This window comes from Pseudomonas sp. TE12234 (assembly GCF_054061835.1).
The window spans coordinates 197404-222943 of sequence record NZ_JBSSEP010000002.1 but is presented as its reverse complement, the minus strand read 5'-3'; the positions used below and the strand labels follow the sequence as shown (position 1 = coordinate 222943).

Annotated in this window: 18 protein-coding genes; 8 read left to right on the top strand and 10 right to left on the bottom strand. The window is 60.6% G+C overall.

The genetic code is table 11. The features are described from left to right. The first annotated feature begins 184 nt into the window (after nucleotides 1-184). From ACVWYU_RS04630 to ACVWYU_RS04610, 5 genes are all read left to right on the top strand, one after another. Complete coding sequence (locus ACVWYU_RS04630) at nucleotides 185-3673, top strand: response regulator (RefSeq protein WP_457372264.1); 3489 nt, start codon at nucleotides 185-187, stop codon at nucleotides 3671-3673. Further along, nucleotides 3673-4506 (top strand): CheR family methyltransferase, encoded by an 834-nt coding sequence (locus ACVWYU_RS04625; protein ID WP_090321434.1) that lies wholly within the window; start codon nucleotides 3673-3675, stop codon nucleotides 4504-4506. Before ACVWYU_RS04630 ends, ACVWYU_RS04625 begins: the two co-directional genes overlap by 1 nt. Beyond that, on the top strand, nucleotides 4503-5096 hold the full coding sequence (locus tag ACVWYU_RS04620; RefSeq protein WP_457372047.1) for a chemotaxis protein CheB: 594 nt from the start codon (nucleotides 4503-4505) through the stop codon (nucleotides 5094-5096). The genes ACVWYU_RS04625 and ACVWYU_RS04620 overlap by 4 nt, the downstream gene beginning before the upstream one ends. Continuing rightward, on the top strand, nucleotides 5090-6271 hold the full coding sequence (locus ACVWYU_RS04615; RefSeq protein ID WP_390956200.1) for a hybrid sensor histidine kinase/response regulator: 1182 nt from the start codon (nucleotides 5090-5092) through the stop codon (nucleotides 6269-6271). The genes ACVWYU_RS04620 and ACVWYU_RS04615 overlap by 7 nt, the downstream gene beginning before the upstream one ends. Nucleotides 6272-6348: 77 nt before the next feature. Continuing rightward, nucleotides 6349-6726, top strand: coding sequence for a response regulator (locus tag ACVWYU_RS04610; RefSeq protein WP_090321444.1), 378 nt, complete (start codon nucleotides 6349-6351; stop codon nucleotides 6724-6726). 45 nt (nucleotides 6727-6771) lie between these two features. On the opposite strand, the gene ACVWYU_RS04605 is transcribed toward ACVWYU_RS04610, so the two are convergent. The 3 genes from ACVWYU_RS04605 to ACVWYU_RS04595 all read right to left on the bottom strand — a co-directional run bounded on the left by ACVWYU_RS04605 (nucleotide 6772) and on the right by ACVWYU_RS04595 (nucleotide 11113). Beyond that, nucleotides 6772-8442, bottom strand: a complete 1671-nt coding sequence (locus ACVWYU_RS04605; RefSeq protein ID WP_247255868.1) for a response regulator — start codon at nucleotides 8440-8442, stop codon at nucleotides 6772-6774. Then, complete coding sequence (locus tag ACVWYU_RS04600) at nucleotides 8439-9941, bottom strand: ATPase domain-containing protein (protein WP_457372046.1); 1503 nt, start codon at nucleotides 9939-9941, stop codon at nucleotides 8439-8441. The genes ACVWYU_RS04605 and ACVWYU_RS04600 overlap by 4 nt, the downstream gene beginning before the upstream one ends. Nucleotides 9942-10057: 116 nt before the next feature. Then, the gene (locus ACVWYU_RS04595) at nucleotides 10058-11113 is read right to left on the bottom strand and encodes a tetratricopeptide repeat protein (RefSeq protein ID WP_390956198.1); all 1056 of its coding nucleotides are present in this window, start codon (nucleotides 11111-11113) and stop codon (nucleotides 10058-10060) included. Between the two features lie 170 nt (nucleotides 11114-11283). Between ACVWYU_RS04595 and ACVWYU_RS04590 the strand changes: the two genes are divergently transcribed. From ACVWYU_RS04590 to ACVWYU_RS04580, 3 genes are read left to right on the top strand one after another with little or no spacing between them, the layout of a single operon-like run. Then, nucleotides 11284-13419, top strand: coding sequence for an FUSC family protein (locus ACVWYU_RS04590; RefSeq protein WP_457372045.1), 2136 nt, complete (start codon nucleotides 11284-11286; stop codon nucleotides 13417-13419). Beyond that, entirely contained in the window at nucleotides 13409-13609 is a 201-nt protein-coding gene (locus ACVWYU_RS04585; RefSeq protein ID WP_047528674.1) for a DUF1656 domain-containing protein, read from the top strand. The genes ACVWYU_RS04590 and ACVWYU_RS04585 overlap by 11 nt, the downstream gene beginning before the upstream one ends. A 4-nt stretch (nucleotides 13610-13613) precedes the next feature. After that, nucleotides 13614-14579, top strand: a complete 966-nt coding sequence (locus ACVWYU_RS04580) for an HlyD family secretion protein (RefSeq protein ID WP_457372044.1) — start codon at nucleotides 13614-13616, stop codon at nucleotides 14577-14579. A 289-nt stretch (nucleotides 14580-14868) separates the two neighbouring features. Here the strand turns inward: ACVWYU_RS04580 and ACVWYU_RS04575 are convergent, their stop codons facing one another. The 7 genes from ACVWYU_RS04575 to ACVWYU_RS04545 all read right to left on the bottom strand — a co-directional run bounded on the left by ACVWYU_RS04575 (nucleotide 14869) and on the right by ACVWYU_RS04545 (nucleotide 25269). Next, nucleotides 14869-16290: an efflux transporter outer membrane subunit gene (locus ACVWYU_RS04575; RefSeq protein WP_457372043.1), complete on the bottom strand. Its 1422-nt coding sequence runs from the start codon at nucleotides 16288-16290 to the stop codon at nucleotides 14869-14871. Beyond that, complete coding sequence (locus tag ACVWYU_RS04570) at nucleotides 16290-19478, bottom strand: efflux RND transporter permease subunit (protein ID WP_090321465.1); 3189 nt, start codon at nucleotides 19476-19478, stop codon at nucleotides 16290-16292. The genes ACVWYU_RS04575 and ACVWYU_RS04570 overlap by 1 nt, the downstream gene beginning before the upstream one ends. A 15-nt stretch (nucleotides 19479-19493) precedes the next feature. After that, a complete protein-coding gene (mexE, locus tag ACVWYU_RS04565; RefSeq protein WP_457372042.1) occupies nucleotides 19494-20747 on the bottom strand; it encodes a multidrug efflux RND transporter periplasmic adaptor subunit MexE in 1254 nt (417 codons plus the stop codon). Nucleotides 20748-21337: 590 nt separating this feature from the next. Continuing rightward, nucleotides 21338-22294 (bottom strand): 2-hydroxyacid dehydrogenase, encoded by a 957-nt coding sequence (locus tag ACVWYU_RS04560; protein ID WP_457372041.1) that lies wholly within the window; start codon nucleotides 22292-22294, stop codon nucleotides 21338-21340. Between the two features lie 33 nt (nucleotides 22295-22327). After that, nucleotides 22328-23086: an SDR family oxidoreductase gene (locus tag ACVWYU_RS04555; RefSeq protein WP_457372040.1), complete on the bottom strand. Its 759-nt coding sequence runs from the start codon at nucleotides 23084-23086 to the stop codon at nucleotides 22328-22330. A gap of 42 nt (nucleotides 23087-23128) precedes the next feature. Next, a complete protein-coding gene (locus ACVWYU_RS04550) occupies nucleotides 23129-23821 on the bottom strand; it encodes a fumarylacetoacetate hydrolase family protein (RefSeq protein WP_457372039.1) in 693 nt (230 codons plus the stop codon). Between the two features lie 98 nt (nucleotides 23822-23919). After that, the gene (locus ACVWYU_RS04545; RefSeq protein WP_457372038.1) at nucleotides 23920-25269 is read right to left on the bottom strand and encodes an MFS transporter; all 1350 of its coding nucleotides are present in this window, start codon (nucleotides 25267-25269) and stop codon (nucleotides 23920-23922) included. Nucleotides 25270-25540 lie beyond the last annotated feature (271 nt).

Here is a 25540-nt window from a genome sequence, read left to right as displayed (position 1 = left end):
TGCCGACAAGTTCCCGACAGGCTGTAAAAAGAGTAGTGAGACAGTAGCGGTAAGGATAACCGCTCCTGTAGGGCCAAAGCAGCTGAGAGGTAGGATTTTGCGCGAAAATGCATCAGAAAATTGGATCAATGCGCCGGTTATGGGGCAAACTCCTTGGTTTTCACCAGTTGGACAAGGCTTGACTATGACCTCTGAGTCTTCAGTTGATGAGCAACGGTTCCGCAAACTCCTGAGCCGCAACATCAGCCTGCCGCTGGGTGTTGGTGTTATCAGTGCTGTGTTCTTCGTTTCGTTGATCATGTACCTGCTGTCGACGATCCAGTGGGTCGAACACACGGACCGGGTGATCAATAACGCCAATGAAGCGCTCAAGCTGACGGTCGACCTGGAAACCGGCATGCGCGGTTTCCTGCTCAGCGGTGACGAGAAATTTCTCGAGCCCTACGAAACGGCAAAGCCGAGAATCGAGGTCGTACTCACGACCTTGCTCGATTTGACGGGCGACAACCCGGCCCAGACCGACCGTCTGCACCGGCTGCAGGCCTTGCAACAGGAATGGGCCAACTATGCGCAAAGCATGATCGATTTACAGCGATCCAGCGGCGATTACCGCGGCGCGGTTCGGGCTGGAAAAGGCAAGCGCTTGACCGATGAGATCCGCAAGCAATTCGAAGACGTGATCGACATGGAGCAGCAACTGCGCACCACCCGCAACGATGAGGTGAGGCGCACGACGGTCTGGAGCATCGGACTTTACCTGTTGTTCATCGCCGCCATCAGTGGCTTGCTGGCTTATATCGGCCGGCGCGACCTGCTCAATCTGTCCACCAGTTACAGCGCCAACCTTGCCGCGCAGCAGGCCAGCGCCCGTCGCCTGGAACAGCAGGCCTGGCTGCGCAATGGCCAGACCGAGCTCGCTGAGCAGGTACTGGGGCAACTGAGCCTGAATTTGCTCGGGCGCAACATCCTGCAGTTCTGCGCGCAGTACCTGGGCAGCGCCGTGGCGGCGCTGTATGTCCGTGAAGAACACGGCGGCCTCAGGCGCGTGGCGTCCTACGGTTTTTCGCGTGAGCAGGAAGCCATCGATCAGCAGATCTACAGTGACGAAGGCATTGTCGGCCAGGTGGCACAACAGGCGCGCCTGATCCGCCTCGACAACGTCCCGAGCGACTACTTCAAGGTTACTTCCGGCCTCGGCCAGGGCTTGCCACACAGCGTGCTGGTGGTGCCGACCAGCGACGACGACCGGGTCAATGGCGTCATCGAACTGGGTTTCCTGCGCCCACTGAACGACCGCGACATCGAATTGCTTGAGTTGATAGCGGCCAACATCGGCACCTCCATTGAGGCCGCGCGTTATCGCCAGCGCCTGCAGGAAGTGTTGGCCGAAACCCAGCAACTCAACGAAGAGCTGCAGGTGCAGCAAGAAGAGCTCAAGACCGCCAACGAAGAACTCGAAGAACAGTCGCGGATCCTCAAGGAGTCCCAGGCGCACCTGGAAACCCAGCAGGTGGAGCTGGAGCAGACCAACGAGCAACTCGCCGAACAGGCAACGATTCTGGCCGAGCAACGCGACGCCATGGACCTGAAGAACACCGAGCTCAATCAGGCCCAGCATCAACTTGAAGAGCGCGCTGAAGAGCTGCAGCGCTCCAGCAAGTACAAGTCGGAATTTCTCGCCAACATGTCCCACGAACTGCGCACGCCGCTCAACAGTTCGTTGATCCTGGCCAAATTGCTGGCGGAAAACCCTCAGGAGAACCTCAGCGCCGAACAGGTCAAGTTTGCCGAATCGATCTATAGCGCCGGTAATGACTTGCTCAACCTGATCAACGACATACTCGATATTTCCAAGGTCGAGGCCGGCAAACTGGAGATCCGCCCGGAAAGCACCAGCGTCGCACGTCTGGTGGACGGCTTGCGCGGGATGTTCCAGGCATTGGCCACGGACAAGCAGCTGGAGTTTCACGTCACGCTGGAAGACAGCGCTCCCGCGTTGATCTTCACCGACCGCCAGCGCCTGGAGCAGGTGATCAAGAACCTGCTGTCCAACGCGGTGAAGTTCACCGAAAAGGGCAGTGTCAGTCTCAGCGTTGCCTCGGCGCCCAACCACGGCATTGCCTTTAGTGTCCGCGACACCGGGATCGGCATCGCCGATGATCAGCAGGAAAGCATTTTCGAAGCCTTTCGCCAGGCCGATGGCACCACCAACCGCCGCTACGGTGGCACCGGGCTGGGCCTGTCGATTTCCCGCGACCTGGCCGCCTTGCTGGGCGGCTCCATCAGCGTCAGCAGCATGCCGGGGCAGGGCAGTGTATTCACCCTGGTCTTGCCGCAACAATACGTCGAACCGGGTGAGGACCCCGTCGAACCGATGCGTTCGGTAGCGCTAGCGCCAGCCCCGCCTGCGGCGCCGGCCGCGTTGGCGCCGCGGGTAATCGAAGACATCCCGCGCTTCGACGATGACCGCAACAGGGCACCGTTCGCTACCCGCTGCATTCTGGTGGTCGAGGACGAACCGAACTTTGCGCAAATTCTCTACGATCTTGCCCATGAACTGGGTTATCAGTGCCTGGTGGCCCATGCTGCCGATGAAGGCTACGACCTGGCCCGCGAGTTCACTCCCGACGCGATCCTGCTGGACATGCGCCTGCCCGATCATTCCGGCTTGACCGTCCTGCAACGCCTGAAGGAGCACGCGCAAACCCGGCATATCCCGGTGCACGTGATTTCCGTCGAAGACCGGGTCGAGGCGGCGATGCACATGGGCGCCATCGGTTATGCGCTCAAGCCGACCACTCGCGAAGAACTCAAGGACGTCTTTGCGCGCCTGGAAGCCAAGCTGACCCAGAAAGTCAAACGCGTGCTGCTGGTGGAGGACGATGATCTGCAGCGCGATAGCATTTCCCGCCTGATCGGCGACGATGACATCGAAATCACCGCCGTCGGCCTGGCTCAGGATGCACTGGATCTGCTGCGCACCACGATCTTCGATTGCATGATCATCGACCTCAAACTGCCGGACATGCTCGGCAATGACCTGCTCAAACGCATGTCCACCGAAGACATCTGCTCGTTTCCGCCAGTGATCGTCTATACCGGGCGCAACTTGACCCGGGACGAAGAAACCGAGCTGCGCAAGTATTCGCGCTCAATCATTATCAAGGGCGCGCGTTCGCCGGAGCGCTTGCTGGATGAGGTCACACTTTTTCTGCACAAAGTCGAATCCCGGCTGTCCCATGAACGACAGACAATGCTCAAGACCGCCCGCAGCCGCGACAAGGTGTTCGAGGGGCGCAAAGTGCTGCTGGTGGACGACGACGTACGCAACATCTTCGCCCTCACCAGCGCACTGGAGCAAAAGGGGGCAGTCGTGATCATTGGCCGGAACGGCCTTGAGGCGATTGATCGATTGAATGAAGTCGAGGACATCGATCTGGTGTTGATGGACGTAATGATGCCGGAGATGGATGGCTTCGAAGCCACCATCGAGATCCGCAAGGACCCGCGCTGGCGCAAGCTGCCGATCATTGCGGTGACGGCCAAGGCGATGAAGGACGATCAGGAGCGCTGCCTGCAGGCAGGCGCCAACGATTACCTGGCCAAGCCCATTGACCTGGATCGTCTGTTTTCGCTGATCCGTGTGTGGTTACCGAAAATGGAACGTATCTAGTGGAGCGCCATTATCCAGGGGAGCGAAACAGCGAAATCGAATTGCGCTTGTTGATCGAGGCGATCTACCTGAAGTACAGCTATGATTTTCGCGATTATTCCGGCGCTTCGATCAAGCGCCGGGTCACTCATGCGCTGAGCCAGTTCGAGTGCAATACCATTTCGGCCCTGCAGGAAAAGGTCTTGCACGATCCGAAGGCGTTCATGCAGTTGCTGCAGCTGCTGACGATTCCGGTCAGTGAAATGTTCCGTGATCCCTCGCACTTTCTGGCCATACGCAAGGAAGTGGTGCCGCTGCTCAGGACTTACCCGTCGATCAAGGTCTGGATCGCCGGTTGCAGCACGGGTGAAGAGGTCTATTCGATGGCGATTTTGCTGCGCGAAGAAGGCCTGCTGGACCGCACCATCATCTATGCCACCGACATCAATCCGCGTTCGCTGGAAAAAGCCAAGCAAGGCATTTTCTCGATGGAGAATGTCCGGGCCTACACTTCCAACTATCAGCACGCAGGTGGTCAGCGCTCCTTCGCCGATTACTACACGGCAGCCTATGGCTACGCGATATTCGACAAGTCGCTGTGCGAGAACGTGACGTTCGCCGATCACAGCCTGGCGACCGACAGTGTGTTCTCGGAAACTCAATTAATTTCGTGTCGTAACGTATTGATTTATTTCAATAAAAAACTTCAGGATCGCGCATTCGGTTTGTTTCACGAGTCACTGTGCCACCGTGGATTTCTGGTGCTGGGGAGCAAGGAAACCCCGGATTTTTCGGCCTATGGCAATCAATTCGAGCCCTTGGTCAAACTGGAACGGATCTACCGTAAATCATGAACAACGCCATGGGCTTGCCTTCCATAGAAGCAATCGTGATCGGCGCCTCGGCAGGCGGGGTAGAAGCGTTGCTCAATATCCTCACCCCGCTGCGTAAAGGCTTTGGGTTGCCGATCATTGTGGTGCTGCACTTGCCGGATGATCGTCGCAGCCAGTTGGCGGAAGTCTTTGCCCGACGGGTAGCCTTGCCGGTGCTGGAGGCCGGCGACAAAACCCAGGTCGAAGCCGGAACCCTGTATTTCGCCGCGCCCGGTTATCACTTGTCAGTGGAGCAGGACCGCAGCTTTTCCTTGAGTCTTGAAGAGCGCGTGCATTATTCGCGGCCCGCCATCGACTACCTGTTCGAATCGGCCGCCGATGCCTATGGGCCGAAACTGCTCGCCGTGTTGTTGACCGGCGCCAATCGCGACGGGGCCCACGGTCTGGCACAGGTCAAGCGATGTGGCGGGCTGACGGTCGTGCAAGACCCGGACGAGGCGCAGGTCGCGACCATGCCCCTGGCGGCGCTGGACATTCACCAGCCTGACCACATTCTCACTATTCACGGCATCGGCCGTCTGCTTGTCGAGCTGGAACACATCGCATGCTAAGTAATATTCAGGCCAAACTGCTGATCGTCGACGATTTGCCGGAAAATCTGTTGGCACTTGAAGCGCTGATCAAGCGTGAAGACCGCATCGTCTACAAGGCGCTTTCCGCCGACGAAGCCTTGTCGCTGTTGTTGCAGCACGAATTTGCCATGGCCATTCTCGACGTGCAGATGCCTGGCATGAACGGGTTCGAACTGGCCGAGTTGATGCGTGGCACGGAAAAGACCAAGCACATTCCCATCGTGTTCGTCAGCGCCGCCGGTCGCGAGCTGAACTACGCGTTCAAGGGCTATGAAAGCGGTGCCGTGGACTTCCTGCACAAACCGCTGGACATTCATGCGGTCAAGAGCAAGGTCAATGTGTTCGTCGAGCTGTTTCGTCAGAGCAAGGCGATGAAGCAGCAGGTCGAGCAGCTGGAACAGAGCCGGCGCGAACAGGAAGCGTTGCTCAACCGCTTGCAGAGTACCCAACTGGAATTGGAGCAGGCCGTGAGGATGCGCGATGACTTCATGTCCATCGTTGCCCACGAAGTGCGCACGCCGCTCAATGGCCTGATCCTCGAAACCCAGTTGCGCAAGATGCATCTGGCCCGTGATAACGCGGCCGCTTTTACCCTCGACAAGATGCACGCGATGGTCGACCGCGACGAACGGCAAATCAAAAGCCTGATCCGCCTGATCGAAGACATGCTCGATGTGTCGCGCATTCGCACCGGCAAGCTGTCGATCCGACCGACACGCTTCGATCTGTCGGAACGGGTTCGCCATGTATTGCAGAACTTCGCCGCGCAGATCGAGGCCGCCGAGTCCTCGGTGACGCTGGTGGCCGAGCAACCGGTGATCGGCAACTGGGATGAGTTTCGTATCGAGCAGGTCATTTCCAACCTGCTGACCAACGCCTTGCGTTACGGGGCCAAGAGCCCGATCACCGTGAAGGTGTACAGTGAGAACGGTGAAGCACGGGTAGAAGTGCGTGATTTCGGGATCGGCATCAGTGAAGAGAACCAGCACAGGATTTTCCAGCAGTTCGAGCGCGTCACGGCCAAACACGCCGTCGCCGGGCTCGGGCTGGGATTGTTTATTTCCGAACAGATTGTCACCGCCCATGGCGGTAGCATTACCGTCGAAAGCCGGATTGGCGAAGGCGCCCTGTTTCGCGTTTGTCTGCCGCTGTAGGAAAACGGCGCGATAAACGCAACCTCTGATCGACCTCACGGTCGTATCAGCAGCTATTGACCGAACAAAGGCTTCCCATGAGTGAAGATGCACAAGACGTCGTATTGATCGTCGAAGATGACCCCTCGATTCTGATGATACTCACCGCCTACCTGTCGGGGGAGGGCTACCGGGTACTGCAGGCCGAAAACGGTGAGCAGGCCTTCGAGATCCTCGCCAGCAAGCCACACCTGGACATGATGATCACCGACTTTCGCCTGCCGGGCGGAATCTCCGGCGTGCAGATCGCCGAGCCCGCGGTCAAGCTGCGACCGGAACTCAAGGTGATATTCATCAGTGGCTACCCGCAGGAAATCCGTGAAACCGACAGCCCGATCACGCGCACCGCGCCTATTCTCGCCAAGCCGTTCGATCTGGATGTGCTGCAGGAAATGATGCAGGACATGCTGTCCTGATGGCGGCAGGCGCTGCCCTTTGGCAACGCCTGCCAGGTGAGCTCTTCAGACGCTGATCATCTCCCGCACCTTCGCCGTCAACAGGTCGAAAGTGAACGGTTTGGTGATCATCTGCATACCGGGGTCAAGAAAACCGCCGCGCACCGCCGCGTGCTCGGCATAGCCGGTGATGAACAGGACCTTGAGCCCGGGCCGGTGCTGTCGGCCGATCTCCGCCAATTGTCGACCGTTCATGCCAGGCAAGCCGACATCACTGATCATCAGGTCGATACGCTGCGGCGAGTCAAGAATCGGCAACGCGCTGTCCGCATCGCCGGCCTCGACGAAGGCATAGCCCAGCTCACTCAACACGGTACTCACCAACACGCGAACCGCCGGGTCATCTTCGACGATCAGCACGGTTTCGCCATTCTGCGCGAACAGAGGATGTTGGCGATCGACCGGACTGACCTGGGGCAGGTCGCCCCCGAAGCGAGGCAGGAACAGGCTCACCGTGGTGCCTTCGCCTACTTCGCTTTGAATGGCGACGTGGCCCCGGGATTGTTTGCTGAAGCCGTAGATCATCGACAAGCCCAGGCCCGTGCCCTGGCCGATGGGCTTGGTGGTGAAAAACGGATCGAAGGCACGGCTGATGGTGCTTTGCGGCATGCCACAACCATTGTCCGTGACACTGAGCATCACGTAGTCACCCGGCTTGAGGTTGCTGTGGGCTTCGGTGAAGCCGGCATCCAGTTGCTGGTTCGCAGTCCGCACCACCAACTTGCCGCCGTCGGGCATGGCATCGCGGGCATTGATGACCAGGTTGAGCAGGGCGCTCTCCAGTTGATTGGGGTCGGCCTCGGCCACCCATAGACGCTCGCTCAGCTGCATTTCCAGGCGAATGCTTTCGTTGATGCTGCGTTGCAGCAATTCGCCCATGGAGATCACCAGGTTGTTCATCTCCACCGGCTTGGAGTCCAGCGACTGGCGGCGGGAGAACGCCAACAGCCGATGAGTCAGGCCCGCCGCGCGATTGGCTGACGTCACGCCAAGGTCGATCAGGCTGTCCAGATCTTCGGTGCGGCCACGGGCCAGGCGCCGGCGCAGCAACTCCAGGCTGCCGATGATGCCGGTCAGCATGTTGTTGAAGTCATGGGCGATACCGCCTGTGAGTTGGCCGACCGCCTCCATTTTCTGCGACTGGCGCAACACTTCTTCGTTGTGACGCAACTGCGCGGTGCGCTCTTCGACTTGCTGCTCAAGGGTTTCGAGGGTGTTCTGCAGGCGCAGCTCGCTCTGGCTCAAGTCGACCAGCCGGTCCCTGGCTTCATATTGTCGTCGACGTCCGCGCAGGGCCGTGGTCACCAGGCTGATCAATGTCTCCGGATGAAAGGGTCGCTCAAGGAAGGTGACGTTGCCCAATTGCGGGCCAAAACGTGAGGCAGGGTTTTGTTCCGGGCCACCGTGATGGGTCAACAATACGATTGGCAGGTCCGACCAGGCTGGCTGCTGCTCGATCAGGCCCAGCAAGGGTTCCAGATCGATGCCCAGCAAGGCCTCGGCGGAAATCAGCAGCAACCCCGCACCTTGTTCCAGTTCGCGGCATAGCTCGACCAGACCCGCACTGATAACGCCGTCGAAACCCGCTTCACGGAGCAACATCAAGGCGATCTGGCCGTCACGTCCCAGCGGCGCGAGGATGATCGCGCGCTCGGAGGTGGCTTCGACCGCCGTCATGGGCTTTCTTCCCCGAGCAGCGGGTTGCTGGCGCCCATATAAGTGGGAACGCCGCGCAAAACGCCCTGGAATGATTCCAGCGGCTCGCCGATGGTCATGCCGTGGCTGCTGATGCGGTATTCACGGATGGTCGATTCATGGCTGCCGGTGCGTTTCTTGATCACCGAAATCGCCCGGCGCACCTTGCCCACGGCTTCGAAGTAACGCAGCAGAATCACGGTGTCCGCCAGATAGGTGATGTCCACCGGGGCTTGCATGTCGCCAACCAGCCCATGCTGGGCGACGGTCATGAAGGTCGCGGCGCCCTGACGATTGAGGTACAGCAGCAGCTCGTGCATGTGCAGGACCAGGGCGTTCTCTTCGGGCATGGCCGCCTGGTAACCGTTGATGCTGTCGATGACCACGGTCTTGATGTTGCGCTCGTCGACACAGCGACGAACCCGGTGGGAGAACTCGCCGGGGGACAGTTCAGCGGCATCGACTTGTTCGATCAGCAAGTTGCCGCTGCGCTGCAGCCCCTGCAAATCGATACCGATGTTTTTCATGCGCTCAAACAGCAGACCCAGTTCCTCGTCGAAAATGAACAGGGCGGCTTTTTCACCCCGGGCCACGGCAGCGGCCGCGAAGATCATGGAGATGAGGGACTTGCCGGTACCGGCCGGACCGAGAATCAACGTGCTGGAGCCGGTTTCGATACCGCCGCCGAGCAGGGCGTCCATTTCCGTGATGCCGCTGGTCAATTGCTGGCGCAGGTAGCGCCCGCGGTGTTCGGCGGCCACCAGGCGCGGAAACACATGCACGCCATCACCCATGATGGTGAAGTCATGAAAGCCACCACGGTATTTCTGGCCTCGGTACTTCACCACCCGAATACGCCGCCGTTCGGCGCCGTAGTTGGGGGTCAGTTCCTCCAGGCGAATCACGCCGTGGGCCACGCTGTGCACGGTTTTGTCGAGGGACTCGGTGGTCAGGTCGTCGAGCAGCAACACGGTGGCGTCGTAGCGCACGAAGTAGTGCTTTATCGCAAGGATCTGCCGGCGGTAGCGCAATGAGCTTTGCGCCAGCAGGCGGATTTCAGACAGGCTGTCGAGCACCACGCGGGTTGGCTTGAAGCGTTCGACCACTTCGAAGATCTGCTTGGTGGCTTCGCCCAACTCCAGGTCAGAGGAGTACAGCAGCGACTGCTGGTGCTGGGCATTAAGCAGGCTTTCCGGCGGCGTCAGTTCGAAAATATGCACGTTTTCACCCAGTTCCCAACCGTGGGAGCGGGCGCCCTGGCGCAGTTCGCGTTCGGTTTCGGACAGGGTGATGTACAACGAGCGTTCGCCGGCCTGGGCGCCGGCCAACAGAAAGTGCAGGGCAACGGTGGTTTTGCCGGTGCCCGGTTCACCCTCCAGTAAAAACACGTGGCCGCGAGAGAGTCCGCCATCGAGGATGTCATCCAGCCCTTCGATACCGGTGGCGGCTTTTACACTGATCAACTCGTGGGATATAGACAAAAAATGCCCTCTCTTGACTAGGGGAACGAGGCAGTGGGCGCTGAGTGCCACTATGGTCTGCCTATTCACTTGACCTTTGGTCGAGACGAGCGTTCAACAAAATTTACGGCGGGATATCAGAGACCCTGCTGCAGGGCCGGATCGTCCGGATTCATTTGTTCGAGTTGTGCCAGCAGGATCTGCACGTTCTGCAGTTGTCCGCTTTCCTTCCAGTAGTTGATCAGCAGCACTCGCGCCCTGCGATCGTTCGGGTGGCGCTGGACGATCTCCTGCAATTGCTTCTGCGCCGCTTCGAGCTCCTGTTCACCGTGCAGGGTAGTGGCCAGGTCATAGCGGTAGTCCTTGTTGTCCGGCTCGAGCTCCACGGCTTTGGACAGCCCCAGCAGGGCGAATTCACTCTGGCCATGATTGAGCAGCCAAAGCCCGAGGGCATGCTGCAAATAGGCCGAATCGGGCTGCGCCTTCAATTGCCTGGCCAACAGTTGCTGGGCGGCATCGCTTTGTCCCAGTTTATCGAGCACGTCAATCTGCATGACCAGCGCCGGCAGGTTGTCGGGGGCCAGGCGCAGGGTGTTATCAAGCGCCTGCTGGGCTTCCTTGAATTCGGCATTGTGTAAATGCAGGCGAGCCAGTTGGTAGTCATTCTCGGCACTTTCCGGCGCGTTTTTGAGTACTTGCTCCCAGGCATCGATGGCTTGTTCCAGCGGCCCGAAATACAAGCCGAGGTCATCCGGTGACAAGCCCAGCAAGGCGTTGACGACGGCAAACCGCACATTCTGGTCGCTGTCCTCCAGCAACGGCCCGAGCAACAAACTGCGCTGGCCGTTGGGCACCAGTCCGCTGATGCTCTTGATCGCGGCGATGCGCACATCGGGCGACTCATGTTTCAAGTCGGCGTCCGCGAGTTTCAGAGCCACCGAACTCGGATAGTTGGGCAGTTCGGCATGCAACCAGATGCGCCGCTTGGGCGACAAATCGGGGCGGCCCAATTGTTGGTACAGCACGCGAGCGGCGCCGGGCTGGCCGGCACGGGCCTGGGTCAGCGCTTCGCTGTAACCGCGCTTGATCGCTTCAGGCACCACAGGGGTCGTGCTGCGCTGGTACAGCCATGCGAGGCCGACGACAAACAAGGCGCAGAGACTGATAAGCAGATAACGGCGGGAGTGGGGCATTCAGAATCCGGGAGCTGGCAAGCTTTTGCAAAGTCAGCAGCTTCGGTCAGGCGAGGCTCCGAGTCAAACCCTGACTGACCTGGAAAACAGCGGATCGCGTTGGTTCGGAAAGCTGTCGAGCCCGCGCAGCTGTGACTAAGCTTGCTGGACAACGGTCAGCGGGCGTGGCAATGCAAGCGCTTCTCCAATACTTCAAGGCGATACTCAACCCCGGTCCCGGGGTGCTGCTGTTTGCCTTGAGAACCATCGCCGCGGGGCTGCTGACGCTGTACCTGGCCTTTCTGTTCGACCTTGATCAGCCCAAGTGGTCGGTCATGGCCGTGGTCATCATCAGTCAGCCATTGGGCGGTATGGTGCTGGCCCGTAGTTTTGGCCAGGTCATCGGTACGACCATGGGCGCGGTGGTGGCGGTGGCCACCATGGCGATCTTTCCCCAGGCGCCCCTGCCTTTCATTGCCACCCTGGCCTTATGGCTCGCGTTCTGTACCGCCGGCGGCACTTTGTTGCGCTACACCAGCTCCCAGGCGTTCGTCCTCAGTGGCTACACCGCCGTGGTCATTGCGCTGCTGGCGATACCGGATCAGGACGGCACGTTTCTGCTGGCGGTCACCCGAGTCACCGAAACCTTGTTGGCTGTTGCCTGTGTGTGCGTGGTCAGCCTGCTCACCGCGCGCCCTGAAGCCGTGGCCCGGGATTACTTCGCCAAAATCGATCAAATCACCAAACTGCTGGCGACCCATGCCAGTGCGGTCATCCGCACCGAGGAAAGCGAGGCGGACTTTCAACGCCGGCAAATGCAACTGCTGGGTCAGATCAGCGCCCTGGAGGGCGTGCGCCGGCATCTGTACTTCGACGCGCCTCGCCTGCGCAGCGCCAACGGGCTGGTGCAATTGCTGGGCAATCAGTTGGTGTTGCTGACGGCGCGGCTGACCGCCTTGCGTCACCAGCGGCAATTGCTGACAGAACGTTGGGAAGGGGAGTTGCCCGAGGAAATCCAGCGGCTACGCGAGGAGGAACTGGCCTTTCTCGATGAATTGGCTCAACAGGGACGCTCGCTGTCCAGCGAAAAACGCCACCCTTTCACTACGTTGCGCCAACGCTTCGACGAACTGGCCTACAGGGCCGAACAAATGACCGAGAGCATGCCGGCCACCTTGCGCTCGCTGGCCTGGTCACTGCGCTGGGAACAGGCGCGGATGCTGCAGCAACTGGAACAGGTACTGGAGCTCAGCGATGCCATCCAGAGCGGGCGGCCCGCCAGCAGCGTCTTTCGCGGGCAGGAGAATCCACTGCATCTGGACTTTACCCTGGCGACCATGAATGCCATCCGCGCATTCACCGCGCTATTGGTGGCTGGCCTGATCTGGATCGAAACCGGCTGGGACGGGGCGCGGGCGGGCATGGTGCTGCTGGGTATTCTCTGTTCGCTGATGTCGACGTTTCCACGGCCGCTGCTGGTCGTTCAAAGCTATGCCCGAGGGTTTGGCCTCGCGTTGCTGGCGTCGGCGCTGCTGCAGTTCCTGTTCGTGCCGATGATCAGTAACTTCGAGATGCTCGCGTTGCTGCTGACGCCCTTGCTTTACGCGGTCGCCGTGGGGCTGTCCAGTCCGCCGACCACCGGCACCGGTATGGGGTTGGGGTTGACGACATTTCTGCTGCTGGGCCCGTTGAATGTGGGGCTTGGACAAAATACCGCCATCCAGTGGTTCGAGTTCGCCGGTGCCTACACCTGCGCAACGGTACTGGGATTGAGTGTCTACGCGCTGATCTTTCCGTTCCGGCCGGTATTGCGGATGCGCCGGTTGTTCAAGGAGAACTGCGAGCAGGTGTACGCCTTGCTGAAAGTCCCGGCCACCGATGAAAACCAGTTTGCCTTCGAGAGTCGCATGGTGGATCGCCTGACTATGATGCTGGGATTGCTGCCGGCGGCCGACGACCAGGCATCGCGGGACCTGTTTGAGGTCAGCCTCGGCTGCATGGCTTTGGGTATCGCCCTGAACCAGCTGCGCCAACAGGGGCAGGGCAACGCGTTGCTGACGCCGGCGCTGCAAAGCCAGCTGTTCGCCACGGTGCGTGAAACCGGGAGGCTGGTCGCCGGGCGCGCCGGCATTCGGGCGGATCGCGTGATCGCCAGCCTGCACTCCTTGGGCGATGAACTCGACACCCTGCACTCCAGCGTCCATGAACACCTGTGGTCGGTGTTTCGCATGCGCGTGGCGCTGCTGATCGTGGTGTCATTCCTGGAGCGCCATCGCCGTCACTTTGAACCGGTCATCCCACAAGGAGTACCTGCACTTGCCCATTGATCTGGAAATAGGCGGTGTCTACCTGCCGCCCATCGCCCAGGCGCTGCTGCTGGGCCTGCCGATTTTCCTCGCGCTGGACTGGGTGCTGCGGCGCCTGGGGGTGCTGCGCTTTGTCTGGCATGAAGCGTTGTTCGAGGGTGCGTTGTACGCCTGCGTGTGTGCGACGCTGATTTTGCTGATGGGAGCCTGACGCCTTGAAGAAGATCCTTTCACACTTGACGACCGTGGCCGTGGTCGTGTTGGCGTTCGTTCTCGGCTGGTTTGCCTGGGAGCATTACACCCGCGCCCCCTGGACCCGGGACGCCAGGGTGCGTGCCGATGTGGTGACCCTGTCCGCCGATGTCTCGGGGCGCATCGTCAGTCTCGGCGTGCAGGACAACCAGCATGTGGACAAGGGCCAGTTGTTGCTGGAAATCGATCCGGCGCGCTATTCCCTGGCAGTTGAACACGCCAGACGCTCGGTGGAGGTGGCGAAAGCATCGCTGGGCCAGTCTGAAGCGACCATCGTCTCCAGCGAGGCGTTGCTACACCAGCGCCAGAGCGAAGAGCGGCGGCGGCGAACCCTCAAGGAGCGCTCGGCGATTTCCGGTGAGGAGTGGGAGAAGTCCAACACCGAAGTCGCGGTGGCGCAGGCTGACTTGCTGCGTAACCAGGCCAACCTGGGGCTGGCGCAGGCCAACGTGCAACTGGCGATTGCGGCATTGACCCAGGCCGAACTGGACTTGAAGCGCACGCGGGTCGAATCGCCAGTCAGTGGCTACGTCACCAACCTGCTGACCCGCGAGGGTGACTATGCAGCGGTGGGCGGTCCGTTGTTGGCACTGGTGGACAGCGACAGCTTCTATGTCAGCGGCTACTTCGAGGAAACCAAGTTGCCGCGCATCGCCGAGGGCGACCGGGTCGACATTGAATTGATGAGCGGTGAAAAGTTCGGCGGCACTGTGCAGAGCATTGCCTTCGCGATCGCCGACCGGGAAAACCTGCCCGGTGGGCGGCTACTGGCCAACATCAACCCCAGCTACACCTGGGTCAAGCTGGCGCAAAGGGTACCCGTGCGGATCAGGATCGATGAGGGCTACGCCGGCAAAGACAAGCTGCGCGCCGGGACCACGGCCACCGTTACCATCGAGGAAAATCACAAATCTCAAGGGGACCGCTAACTTCGCGGACATATTCGGACCCGGTGGGAGCGAGCCTGCTCGCGATAGCAATCAGTCAGTCACCCTTGATGCTGGATTTGCTGACGTCATCGCTGCGATGCGGCGACCCGACAAGCCCGCACCCACACAGGTTCCGCAGCAGGTAATAAACGCCAGGCGCTTACCGGGATTCTTCCATCCGAGTTCCCCGGGATTAACTGAAGAACCAAAAAAAAGCCCCGCGACCGAATGAGACGCAGGGCAAAGGAATTGGTTGGTTGCGGCCAACCAAAGGAGCGCTTGAAAAAGGTTACTTGCTGGCGACCGTTTCCGGCTGCCAGCCACCGCCGAGTGCCTTGTAGATCGCGACGATGCCGCGGTACAGGTCGACTTCGGCCTGGGCCTGGGTGTCTTCGGCCGCCAGACGCTCACGCTGGGCATCGAGCAACACCAGGAAATCGGCGGTGCCTTCGCGGTAGCGGATCTCGGCGAGGTCGGCAGCGGAACGGCTCGATTCGCTCTGGCGAATCAGCGAAATCAACCGTTGTTGGCGTTTGCCGTAATCGCTGAAGGCGTTCTCCGATTCTTCCAGGGCCAGCAAGACTTGTTGCTCGTAGCTCGCCAGGGCGCCTTCGGCGTCGGCGTCGGCACCGCGCAATCGGGCCTTGACGCTGCCCAGATCGAACGCCGCCCAAGTGATGCTCGGGCCAAGCGCCCAGGCGTTGGCCGCCGAGGAACCGATCTGCGAACCTCGCCCGGCGGTGAAACCAAGGAAGCCGCTGAGGCTGACCCGCGGGAACAGATCAGCCTTGGCCACGCCGATGCGCGCCGTGGCCGAAGCCAGTTTGCGTTCGGCGCTGCGAATGTCCGGGCGACGTTGCAGCAGTTCGCCCGGATCACCAATGGGCAATGCCTTGGCAATGGCCGGCAATTCCTTGGGGCTCAGGTCGACGCTCAACTTGTCCGGGCGTTGACCCAGCAGGGTGGCGATGCGGTTTTTCTGCCGAACCTGTTCGGCCTGCAATTGCGGCACGCTGGCTTCGACCGACGCCAACCGTGCGTCGGCGCGTTCCACGTCGAGCTGATCGCCCACGCCGGCATCACGCAGGCTGATGGTGATCTTGCGCGACTCCTGCTGGTTCTCCAGGTTGGCCAGGGCGATTTTTTCCCGCAGCTGCGCGCCGCGCAGCTGGCCGTAAGAATCCACCAGTTCGGCAATCATGGTGACTTGCAGTTGATACAGATCGGCCTCGACCGCTTGTTGCTCGGCGTTGGCCGATTCCAGGTTGCGCTGGATGCGGCCAAACAGGTCGATCTCCCACGCCATGTCCAGGCCCAGGTCATAGCGTTCGCTGTTGACCCGATTGGTGGTCTGGCCGGGAATCTGCCCCTTGGCCAGGTCACTGCTGACCCGGCTGGTGATGGTCGGCATGGCGTCATTGCTGATGTCATCGCGTATCGCCCGCGCCGCTTTCCAGCGGGCGAAGGCGACGCGCAAGTCGCGGTTGCCTTTCAGGGACTCGGTCACCAACTGGTTGAGGGTCGGGTCCTCGAACTGCTGCCACCAGATGCCTTCGAAACGGGAACGGTCGAAGTTCTTCTGACCGGCCGCGCCATCGGTGGCGGTGGTGATATGGGCCGCCTCGGTGGCCGGGGTCTTGTAGTCCGGGCCCACGGCACAGGCGCTCAGCGCCAGTACCAGGAGACTCGGCAGGAAGGCTTTCAGGCTCATTAATGCGACTCCAGTTGCGACTCAAGTTTGAGGGCCTTGGCCGCTTTGCGCGCTTCACCGCGCTCGACAAAGTTGCGAATCAGTACGTAGAACACCGGTGTCAGCAACAGACCGAAGAAGGTCACCCCGAGCATCCCGGAGAACACTGCCACACCCATGGCATGACGCATTTCGGCACCGGCACCGCTGGAGAACACCAGTGGCACCACACCCATGATGAACGCGAAGGAGGTCATCAGGATCGGCCGCAGACGCAGGCGGCAGGCTTCCAGTACCGCGGCCAGTGGGTTGAGACCTTCCAGCTGTTTATCCTTGGCAAACTCGACGATCAGGATCGCGTTCTTGCACGCCAGGCCCACCAGTACGATCAAACCGATCTGGGTAAAGATGTTGTTGTCGCCACCGGACACAATCACCCCGGTGATGGCCGACAGCAGGGTCATCGGTACGATCAGGATCACCGCCAGTGGCAGGCTCCAGCTTTCGTATTGCGCCGCGAGCACCAGGAACGCCAGCAGTACGCAGAGCGGGAACACGAACAGCGCGGTGTTGCCGGACAGAATCTGCTGGTAGGTCAGGTCGGTCCATTCGTAGGTCATGCCGTTTGGAAGTTCATCCTTGAGCAGTTTCTCGATGGCTTTCTGGGCCTGGCCAGAGCTGTAGCCGGGGGCTGCCGCACCGTTGATTTCAGCGGTGATGAAGCCGTTGTAGTGCATCACGCGGTCCGGGCCCGAGGTGTCGCTGACCTTGATGAAGGTCGCCAGCGGGATCATTTCGCCCTTGTTGTTGCGTACTTTCAGCTGGCCGATCTGATCCGGTTCAAGACGGAACTGCTGCTCGGCCTGAACGTTGACCTGATAGGTACGACCAAAGCGGTTGAAGTCGTTGGCATACAGCGAACCCAGGTAGATCTGCAGGGTGTCGAAGATGTCGCTGACGGCCACGCCGTGGGTCTTGGCTTTTTCCCGGTCGATGGCAGCATCGACCTGCGGCACGTTCACGGTGTAGCTGGTGAACAGGTTGGCCAGTTCCGGAACGCTGTGGCTCTTGGCAATGATGTTCATGGTTTGCTTGTACAGCTCGTCGTAGCCCAGGTTGCCCCGGTCTTCGATTTGCAGGCGGAAACCACCGATCGTGCCCAGGCCCTGTACCGGCGGCGGCGGGAAGATCGCAATGTAGGCACCCTGGATGTCGGCGAACTTGGCGTTCAGCGCGGCCGCGATGGCGCCCGCCGATTCGCTTGGGTCCTTGCGCTCGTCAAACGGCTTGAGCGGGGTGAACACGATGCCGGCGTTGGGGCTGTTGGTGAAACCGTTGATCGACAGGCCCGGGAAGGCCACCGAGTTGGCGACGCCGGGTTGCTTGAGGGCAATCTCGGACATCTGCTGGATCACTGCATCGGTGCGATCCAGGCTGGCGGCGTCCGGCAACTGGGCAAACGCCACCAGGTATTGCTTGTCCTGCGCCGGGACGAAACCGGTCGGGGTGCTGGAGAAACCGAAGAACGTCAGGACCATCAGGCCGGCGTACAGCAGCAGGGCGATGCCACTGCTGCGGATCACGCGGCCAACGGTGCCGACATAGCCATGGCTGGCCTTTTCAAAGAAGCGGTTGAAGGGGCGGAACAGCCAGCCACCGAACACCTTGTCCAGGAGTCTGGAGAAGCGGTCTTTCGGCGCATCGTGACCTTTGAGCAATACGGCGGCCAATGCCGGCGACAGGGTCAGCGAGTTGAAGGCCGAGATCACCGTGGAAATCGCAATGGTCAGGGCGAACTGCTTGTAGAACTGGCCGGTCAACCCGGAAATGAAGGCCGCCGGGATAAACACTGCACACAGTACCAGCGCCGTGGCGATGATCGGCCCGGTCACTTCACGCATGGCGCGTTTGGTCGCTTCGACCGGGTTGAGTCCCAGTTCGATATTGCGCTCGACGTTCTCCACCACCACGATCGCGTCGTCCACCACGATACCGATCGCCAGTACCAGGCCGAACAGCGACAGGGCGTTCAACGAGAAGCCGAACAGGTGCATCACGGCGAACGTACCGATCAGCGACACCGGCACCGCCACCAGAGGAATGATCGAGGCGCGCCAGGTTTGCAGGAACAGGATCACCACCAGCACCACGAGGATCAGCGCTTCGAACAGGGTGTGAACCACTGCTTCGATGGAGCCGCGCACGAAGATCGTCGGGTCATAGACGATGCTGAAGTCCATGCCTTCCGGGAAGCTTTTCTTCAGCTCCGCCATCTTGTCGCGCACTTCGTTGGAGATCTCGATGGCGTTGGAGCCCGGACGCTGGAAGATCGGGATCGCCACCGCCGGCTGGTTGTTGAGTTGCGAACGCAAGGCGTACTGGCTGGAGCCCAGCTCGACGCGCGCAATGTCTTTCAGGCGCGTGATTTCACCGTTCTCGCCGGAGCGAATGATGATGTTCTCGAACTCTTCTTCGGACACCAGGCGACCCTGGGTGTTGACCGACAGCTGGAACGCGGTGGCGTTCGGTGCAGGCGGGGCACCCAGTGCACCGGCGGCGACCTGACGGTTCTGTTCGCGGATCGCGGTAACCACATCGGTAGCGGTCAGGTTGCGCGAAGCGGTCTTGTTCGGATCGAGCCAGACCCGCAGCGAGTAGTCGCCCATGCCGAACAATTGCACATCACCGACACCGCCCAGACGCGCCAGCTCATCCTTGATGTTGAGCAAGGCGTAGTTGGACAGGTAAAGCATGTCGTAGCGTTTGTCCGGCGAGGTCAAGTGCACGACCATGGTCAGGTCGGGCGACGCCTTGTCCACGGTGATACCGATGCGCGTCACTTCTTCGGGCAGTTTCGGTTCGGTCCGGGTCACGCGGTTCTGCACCTGCACCTGCGCGTTGTCCAGGTCGGTACCCAGGGCGAAGGTGATGGTCAGGGTGATCTTGCCGTCGGCGGTCGACTGCGAGGACATGTACAACATGTTCTCGACGCCGGTGATCGCTTGCTCCAGCGGAGCGGCCACGGTTTCACCAATGACCTTGGGGTTGGCACCGGGGAAGTTGGCGCGGACCACAACGGTCGGCGGCACCACTTCCGGGTATTCGCTGATCGGCAACTGGAACAGCGAGATGGCACCGGCGATCAGGATCAGCAGCGACAGCACTGCGGCGAAGATCGGCCGTGAAATGAAGAATTGGGAAAAATTCATCGGAGTCGTTATCCCTTAACCGCGTGGAGTCGCAGCAGCCAGCTTCACAGCCGTACCCGGCGCGACCTTGGCAGGCGCGATTTGAGGCAGGTTGCTGGCTTCCAGCGCTTGACGTTGTTGTGCCAGGGCCGCGAGGGTTTGCTCGCTGGCCATCGGGATCACTTCAGGGGTGACTGGCGAACCAGGTCGTACCCGCTGCAGGCCCTTGACGATGATGGTGTCGTCCTTGTTCAGGCCGTTGCGCACGATGCGCAAGCCTTCGATCTTCGGACCCAGCTCGACTGCGCGGTAGGCCGTTTTGTTGTCGGCGTCCATCACCAGCACGAACTTCTTGCCCAGGTCGGTGCCGACCGCTTCATCGTTGATCAGCATGGCGTTGTAGGTGCCGCTGCCAACCAGCTTCAGCCGTGCATAAAGGCCCGGGGTGTAGCTGCCGTCGCTGTTGTCGAAGACGGCGCGACCACGGATGGTGCCGGTTTTCGGGTTGACCTGGTTGTCGACGAAGTTCATCTGGCCCAGGTGCGGGTTGCCGTCTTCGTTTGACAAGCCCATGTAGACCGGGGTGGTGGCGCCGCGTTTGCCCTGGCGGGCGAGCTGGGTGTACTTGAGGAACACGCGCTCGTCAGCGTCGAAGTAGGCGTAGACCTTGTCGGTGGAAACGACGCTGGTCAGTGGCGTGGTATCGGCGGTCACCAGGTTGCCGGCGGTGATTTCCGCACGGCTGACACGACCGCTGATGGGCGCGGTGACGCGGGTGAAACTCAGGTTCAGTTTGGCCAGGTCCAGTTGCGCTTGAAGCGCACCGACGGCGGCGCGGGCTTCTTGAGCGGCGCTGGTGCGCGAATCGGCCAGTTCGGCGGAAATCGCGTTGCTGGTGCGCAGGCGCTCACCACGCTGGGCTTCGTTTTCGCTGCGGGTGGCATTGGCGCGGGCCTGGGCGACCAGCGCTTCGAGGCGGCGGACCTCTGCCTGGAATGGACGAGGGTCGATCTGGAACAGCAGGTCGCCTTTCTTCACCAGAGCGCCTTCGGTAAAAGCCACTTCGTCGATCTGACCGGAAACCCGTGGACGAATCTCGACGGTTTCCGGCGCTTCCAGGCGACCGGTGAATTCGTCCCACTCGTTGACGGGTTGCTCCAGCACCTTGGCCACGCTGACCTTGGCAGCGGGTGGGGCGGCGGCAGTTTGCGGAGCCTTGCCGCAGGCGCTCATCACCACGACGGCCAACAGGGCCAATGGGAAGCGCAAATGTTTGAGTGACTGTTCCATGGATGCATCCGCCAATGTATTGAGATTGGCGAATGATGCGCGGCAGGTCTGGAGCGGACGAATCGAACGGGGCGAAGATAACTATCATTCGGAATGATAGGAGAGCCTCGGTCAGCTCTCTAGCCTGCGCTTCAAGTCAGGTACCGATCAATTCGGTTGATGGCAATTCTGTGTTGCCACAAACGCAACAGTCTGGCCTGGCACCGGGTCGCGCCGATCGCTGGCAAGCCAGCGCCTGCAGAATTGGCGTCGTTCACATGAATGGTGATCGGCAGGGTTATCGTAGGCGCTGGCTTGCTAGCGAAGGTCTCAGATGCCTTCACAAAGCATTCAAGCCAGACTATCCGGATCGCCAAAGAACATTTTGACAGGGCTCCAGGACGGTGTTTTGAGGTCGGAAAAATCTGTCGATGCCGCCGCATGCCCCGCCTGTGCGAGCGATTGCGAATGGCGATTTCTGACAGAGACCAAGAGGGTTGCGGATGGTTTTCAGTGTGCCGCCCAACCTGAATCGGCAGCAGTCGGGCGTCGATCTGTTTATCTGACACCGAGCCACCGAGGGAGCGCAACGTCCCCTCGGTGGCCAGGCTTCAGTCAGTCACGGAACCCTGCGGTATTCTCCCGGCGAAACTGTCCACCAGGCTCGCCACCACCATCTCTCCCATTCGCGTGCGGGTCTGCAGCGTCGCACTCGCGCGATGGGGCTGCAGTACCACTTTCTCGTTGCCGAACAATGTCTCGGGGACGTTCGGTTCATCGACAAACACATCCAGCGCCGCACCGGCGATCTCACCAGCGACCAGCGCCGCCACCAGATCGACCTCGTTGACCAGCTTGCCGCGCGCCACGTTGATCAGATACCCGTCCTTGCCCAGCGCCTGCAACACCTCGGCATTGATGATGGCTTCAGCCTTGTCGGCAGCGGCCGCGAGAATCAGCGCATCACTGTTGCTGGCCAGTTGCTTCAGATCGGCAATGAAAGTGTGGTTCACATCGTTCATCGGCTGCAGATCGGTGTAACTGATCGGGCAGCCGAACGCCGCGGCCCGGGTCGCCACTGCACGGCCGACCCGGCCCATGCCGACGATCCCTATGCGCATGCCCGACACTTGACGCGCCAACGGCAACGGGGCCAACGGTGTCGGGCTATGGGGCCATTGCCCCGAACGCACATAACGATCACTGGTGCACAGACCCCGGCATACGGCAATCAACAATCCGATGGCCAGGTCGGCGACGTCTTCGGTCAGTGCGCCAATGGTCGCGGTTACGCGGATCCCGCGATCCCTGGCGTAAGCCAGGTCTACCGCATCGGTGCCGACGCCATTGACCGCCACCACTTCCAGTTTGGGTAACTGCGCCATCAGTGCCTGGCTGATGCCAGTATGGCCGCCGGTGATCACGCCGCGAATGTTCGCCCCGTGTTCCTGCAAGTAAGCCTGCTTGTCGGTCTGTTGGAAGTAGCGTCTGACGGTAAACAGCTCATCGAGCCGCGCGTTGATTTCAGGGATCAGGATCGGGCTGAGCTGCAAGACTTCTGGCTTCATGTAAACCTCGCGTAGCGGAATAAAAAGGCCGGTTTAACCACGACCGGCAAACGGCATGGCGCTGGCCATGACGGTCATGTTCAGGACGTTCGCCTCCAGCGGCAGACCGGCGATGTAGCGCACGGCATCGGCCACATGCTTGACGTCCACCATCGGCTCCACGGCGATGGTGCCGTTGGCCTGGCGCACGCCTTTGGTCATGCGCACCGACATGTCGGTCAGGGCGTTGCCGATGTCGATCTGGCTGCAGGCGATGTTGAATTCCCGGCCGTCCAGGGCCAGGGATTTGGTCAGCCCCAGCACCGCGTGTTTGCTGGCGGTGTAGGCGCTGCTGAAGGGGCGTGGGGTATGTGCCGAGATCGAGCCGTTATTGATGATGCGTCCGCCCTGTGGCTGTTGCCGGCGCATCAGCCCGAAGGCACCGCGGGCGCAGAGGAATACGCCATTGAGGTTGGTGTCGATCACGTTCCGCCACTGTTCGAACGTCAGCTCATCCAACGGCACCGCAGGAGCGTTGACCCCGGCGTTGTTGAACACCACATCGAGGCGTCCGTATACCTCGGTGATGGTGGCAAACAGTGCATCGACACTGGCCGGGTCGCGCACGTCAGTGGGCACCGCCAACGCGTCGTGTCCCTCGCTCTGTGCCCGTTCGACCAATGCCTGCAATGGCTCTGGCCGGCGTCCGGCCAATACCAGGGTGAATCCGTCTGCCATCAGCGCCAGGGCCACGGCGCGGCCGATTCCGCTACCGGCGCCGGTGACCAGAGCCACTTTCAAAGGACTGTTCATGTTGTTATCTCCATTCTCGATTCGCGAGGGCGTGTGCCGGGTTCAAGGTCGCTGACCGACATGCATTTCAAGTTGGCCGATGCCGTCGATCCCGGCATTGATGACGTCGCCTGGTTGCAGCAGATCGACGCCTGCCGGGCTGCCGGTCATGATCAAGTCACCGGCCCGGAGCGCTACCGATTGCGAGATGCGGCTGATGATTTCACTGACCGACCAGATCTGGCTGTCGAGGCTGTCGCGCTGGCGCTCTTGGCCGTTGACGTTCAGCCACAAATCGCCGTCCGGGTGTCCGGCGCGAGTCACTGGCACGATGGCGGTCATCGGCGCGGCGCCGTCGAACACCTTGGCACCCTCCCACGGCAAACCATTGCTTTTGGCCGCGCGCTGGACGTCACGACGGGTCAGATCAAGACCGACGGCATAGCCCCAGACATAGGCCAACGCCTGACTCTCCGGGATATTGGCGCCGCCTTCACCGATGGCCACGACCAATTCGATTTCGTGGACGAACTCTTCGGTCAATGGCGGGAAAGTCACTTCACCCGCCGCATCCACCACGTTGCTCGCCGGTTTCATGAAGAACACTGGCGGCTGGCGGGACTGGCCCTGGGTGTCTGGCCAAGGGTAGTTGCGGCCGACGCAAAATACCCGGCCAATGGGAAAGCGCTGCTGGCTGCCGGCAACCGGCAAGGTCACGGGCAGATCCGGGGTAAACACATACTCGGTCATCATCATTTTTGTAGTCGTCCTGTTTGAAGCGTCAGCGTACGGCGGCAATCTTTTGCAAAGTTGGACGAAAGCCGCCTCGTGTTGGAGAAAAACGGTTTCCTGGCTCAGCGCGCCTTGAGTTCGATGCGATACAGGCGACCGAGCAGCAATGAATAAGACAAGGTGCCCATCAACGCCACGCCACCAATGAACCAGAAGGCGTAGGCAAACGAACCTGTCGCGTGGACGATGCCGCCAATCACGATCGGGGTGACGATCCCGCCGATATTGGCGGCCAGGCTGGTGACCCCGCCGGTCAGGCCGATCAGTTCCTTGGGCGCAACTTCCGATACGGCCGCCCACGACGACGAAGCGATTCCCTGAGCGAAGAAGGCTATGGTCAGCACGGCAATGCAGATCACGTTCGAGTCGGTGAAATTCACCAGCACAATCGACATACCCAGCATCGATCCGACCACCAATGGCAACTTGCGAGCGAAGGACATTGAGTAACCACGGCGTATCAGCAAGTCGGAGACGATGCCGGCCAGCAGAATGCCGACCGTTGCACCCACGAACGGCAGCACCGCGAAGATCCCGGCCTTGATCATGGTCAGCTTGCGTTCTTCGATCAGGTACGTCGGGAACCAGGTCAGGAAGAAGTACAACGCTGAGGTGCTGGCGAACTTGCCGATGCAAATCGCCCAGATTTGCCGATAGCTGAACAGCTCGGCGATCTGCCTCCAGTTGAACCGGGTGCGCTCCTGACTGCTCTTGACCAGTCCACCCCCGGCTTCGATGTACTTCAGTTCTTCCTGGCTGACGTTCTTGCAGCTCAGCGGATCGCGGTACACGTAGAGCCAGATCACGCCGAACACAATGCCGAGTATCCCGGTGCTGTAGAACACATGGCGCCAGTCATAGGTCGTGGCCAGCCATAACAGTGCGCCGGTAAACAGAGCCGTGCCCAGATATTGGCCGCACACGTAAATGCTGCTGGCCAGGCCCCGTTCGCGGGCCGGGAACCATACCGTCACCGCACGGCTGTTGGCCGGAAACGCTGGAGCTTCCATGGCACCGACGGCCAGGCGCAGCCCGAACAGCGAAGCGAATCCTGTGGCAAAGCCTTGGCACACGGTGACCGTCGACCAACTGATCAGCGACACCCCGTAAGTGAATCGGGAACCGAAGCGATCGGCAATGAACCCGGCAGGCACCAGGGCGAGTGCGTAGGTCCAGGCAAACGCGGAAAAGATCAGGCCCATTTCGATCTTGTCCAGGCCCAGGTCCTTGGCCATGAACGGCGCGGCAATCGAGATGTTTACGCGGTCGATGTAGTTGATGATGGTCGCAATCAGCAGCAATGACAGCATGAACCAGCGCCGACGCGTTGGCAGTCGCTGAGGCAACAGGGCGTCACGGGCGCCAGCGCTCACCGACGGCGCGGTGGACGGGGATGTTTGCGAGTTCGACATGAGTAGACCTTTTTATTGTTAGAAGAATCGAGATGTTCGCGCGCAGCCGAAGCCGGTGCCTCCAGTGTCGGGGCAGAGCAATCGCTACTTGAATGAGAGGCGCGGACAGCTGCTGTCAGGCGCTCAGATACGCCTTCGGACAGACTCGGTCGGGGGAGGGTTGGCGAGGGAAAAAAACAAGCTCATCACGTGCGCACCTTTTGATTGTTTTTGGAAGGGTCGGGCTGCATTGCCTGTCACAGTGGTCGTACAACCTCTCTAAATCAATGGA